The organism is Pseudomonas sp. P5_A2_2, assembly GCF_054177685.1.
This window is the reverse complement of sequence record NZ_JBGCUL010000616.1, coordinates 1-2,733: the sequence shown is the minus strand read 5'-3', so window position 1 is coordinate 2,733 and position 2,733 is coordinate 1. Positions and strand designations below refer to the sequence as shown.

At 60.1% G+C, this 2,733-nt stretch carries 5 protein-coding genes; 3 read left to right on the top strand and 2 right to left on the bottom strand.

The features are described from left to right. Positions 1-79: 79 nt before the first annotated feature. From ACXRVY_RS23115 to ACXRVY_RS23105, 3 genes are all read left to right on the top strand, one after another. Positions 80-658, top strand: a complete 579-nt coding sequence (locus tag ACXRVY_RS23115; protein ID WP_458238336.1) for an NAD(P)H-dependent oxidoreductase — start codon at positions 80-82, stop codon at positions 656-658. 49 nt (positions 659-707) lie between these two features. Then, on the top strand, positions 708-1,079 hold the full coding sequence (locus tag ACXRVY_RS23110; protein WP_223463584.1) for a MerR family transcriptional regulator: 372 nt from the start codon (positions 708-710) through the stop codon (positions 1,077-1,079). A 106-nt stretch (positions 1,080-1,185) separates the two neighbouring features. Next, entirely contained in the window at positions 1,186-1,530 is a 345-nt protein-coding gene (locus ACXRVY_RS23105) for a cupin domain-containing protein (protein WP_458238335.1), read from the top strand. Positions 1,531-1,705: 175 nt separating this feature from the next. Here the strand turns inward: ACXRVY_RS23105 and mmsB are convergent, their stop codons facing one another. Further along, positions 1,706-2,593, bottom strand: a complete 888-nt coding sequence (mmsB, locus tag ACXRVY_RS23100) for a 3-hydroxyisobutyrate dehydrogenase (RefSeq protein WP_218429167.1) — start codon at positions 2,591-2,593, stop codon at positions 1,706-1,708. Between the two features lie 10 nt (positions 2,594-2,603). Then, a partial coding sequence (locus tag ACXRVY_RS23095) for a hypothetical protein (protein WP_458238337.1) occupies positions 2,604-2,733 on the bottom strand: 130 nt, incomplete at its 5' end.

The following is a 2,733-nucleotide window of genomic DNA, read 5'->3' as shown; positions in this document are numbered from 1 at the left end:
TGCCAAGGCCCTGCTGCACGCCTTGACTCTCCCCTGAGGGGCAGACTTTATCCTTGAGGTTTGATCTTCAAGGACAACGATGATGGGCAAACGAATACTGGTGATCCTCGGGCATCCATCAAGCAATAGCTTCTGCGCCGCCCTTGTCGAGCGTTACACACAGTCGGCAGTGCGTGCCGGGCATGAGGTGCGTCAATTGTTTCTGGGCAGCATGGATTTTGACCCGGTGCTGCGTGAAGGCTATCAGCAGGTCCAGCCGCTGGAAGCCGACTTGCGTAACGCCCAGGCCGATATCCTGTGGGCCGAACAACTGACGCTGGTTTATCCGATCTGGTGGGGTGGCRTACCGGCCTTGCTCAAGGGCTTTTTCGACCGGGTGTTCTTGCCCGGTTTTGCCTTCAAATATCGCCAGGGCAAAGCCTTCCCCGACAAACTCCTGCGCGGCCGAACCGCCCATTTGCTGGTGACCATGGACACACCGCCCTGGTACTACCGATGGATCTACCGCATGCCCGGTTTGCATCAGGTCCGCAAAACCACGCTGGAATTCTGTGGCATCAAGCCAACCCGAACCCTCACCTTCGGGCCAATTCTCGGCGCCAGCGCAGACCGGCATGCGGCCTGGTTGCGGCAAGCCGAAGCTATCGCCAGCGCTTGAGTCGGTCGATAATGCACCGAGCTTTACCCTCGGAGAAAAGGACCTTCCCATGTACATCGGCCAAGCCGCGCAACGTTCCGGAACCACTGTCAAAAGCATCCGTCACTACGAGTCGATTGGCCTGCTGCCTGCCGCTCGCCGTCAGGGCAAGTACCGCATCTATGACCAGCACAGCGTCGACCTGCTGATGTTCATCAAATGTGCCCAACAGTTGGGCTTCAGGCTCAAGGAATTGCAGTCGGTCTTCGCCGGCCATCAGGGCCCGCAGTTGCCATGGGAGCGGGCACACCAGATCCTCGCCAGCAAAAAGCAGGAAATCGCCGAGCGGATAGCGGCACTGTCGCAACAGCACGCGCAATTGGTCGAATTCGAGAACAGCCTCGAACAATCCAGGCGCGACTGCCCGCTGAACCGTAATTGAGGAACGTGCGTTTCTGGACAGCTCAGTGTCGAGCACAGACAACTGAGGGTTGGGCAGGCGCTATAGGGTGCGACTTCAGTTCTTGAGCCCACTGCCCGGAGTCATCATGACCGYACCGATTACCGTTCTTCGCGACACCCACCCGCTGCCCGTGCTCGACGCCTGCAAATGGGAAAAGCTCGAAGGTGACCCGCACACCGTCAACCTCAACGCCTACACGAGTGAAGACGGCAGCAAGATCATGGGCACCTGGATCTGCACGCCGGGCAAGTGGTACGTGGAATATGTGAAGTGGGAATATTGCCATTTCCAGGAAGGCTACTGCGTCATCACTCCGGAAGGCATGGCGCCGATCCACCTGCGCGCCGGCGACATTTTCGTCATCGAACCGGGAATGAAGGGCACCTGGGAAGTGGTGGAAACCGTGCGCAAATATTTCGTGTTTGCCTGATACAAAAAACCGGGGGATCACCCGACGTGATCTCCCGGCAAATATCTATAGGTAAACGCCGTACCCTGTGGGAGCGAGCTTGCTCGCGATAGCGGTGGGTCAGTCACCATCAATGTCGACTGTAACGACCTCATCGCGAGCAAGCTCGCTCCCACAGTTTTTTGCCACAGCCTTGCTATTGCGGCTTGCGATAGCCGTTGATAATCGCCGAGAAGTCCTTGCCACCCTCCCCACGCAAACTCATCGCCTGATACAACTGCTGGGCCACCGCGCCGAGTACCACCGGCTGGTGCGCCTGACGCGCCGCTTCTGTGGCCAGCCCCAGATCCTTGAGCATCAGTTCGGCACCGAAACCACCGGTGTAACCGCGCGACGCTGGTGCCGTTTCAACGATGCCCGGCCACGGGTTGTACATCTCCGAACTCCAGCAACGCCCGGTGGAACTGTTGATGATGCCCGCCAGCACCTTGGTGTCGATGCCCAGGGCATCGCCAAGCGCCATGGCTTCGCTGACGCCGACCATGGAAATCCCCAGCAGCAGGTTGTTGCAGATTTTAGCGATTTGCCCGGTRCCGACCTCACCACAATGGACGATGTTGCGGCCCATCTGCGCCAGCACCGGTTGCAGGGTGGCGAACAGTTCAGGCGTGGCGCCGACCATGAAGGTCAGCGTCCCGGCGGCTGCACCACCGGTGCCGCCAGAGACCGGTGCATCGGCCATGGCCACGCCCTGTTTGGCAGCGGCGGCGGCTACGTCCCGCGCGGTCTGCGGATCGATGGTGCTGCAATCCACGGCCGGCACGCCTTTGCCGATACCGGCGAGCACACCATCTTCACCCAGCCACACACTGCGTACATGCACCGCGGCAGGCAGCATGGTGATGACCAGCTCGGCGCCCTCTGCCGCTTCGCGGGCCGATGCACTGATGCTACCGCCCAGTTGTTCCAGCTCCGCCAGCACGGCTTTGTTCAGGTCCACCAGGCGCAGTGCATGGCCGGCCTTGATCAGGTTGCGCGCCATTGGCGCGCCCATGTTGCCCAGACCGATAAAAGCGATTTTCATGTCCGGCTCCTTATCGCAGGTTGATGGTGGTGTTCACACCGTCGTTGACGCTGTCGTCATCGAACCAACGACTGGTGACGGTCTTGGTCTGAGTGTAGAACTGCACCACTTGCTTGCCGTACGGGCCGAGGTCGCCGAGC

Coding starts and splice junctions, on each gene's coding strand:
- ACXRVY_RS23110 (WP_223463584.1), top strand. CDS start 708: ATGTACATCGGCCAAGCCGCGCAACGTTCCGGAACCACTGTCAAAAGC.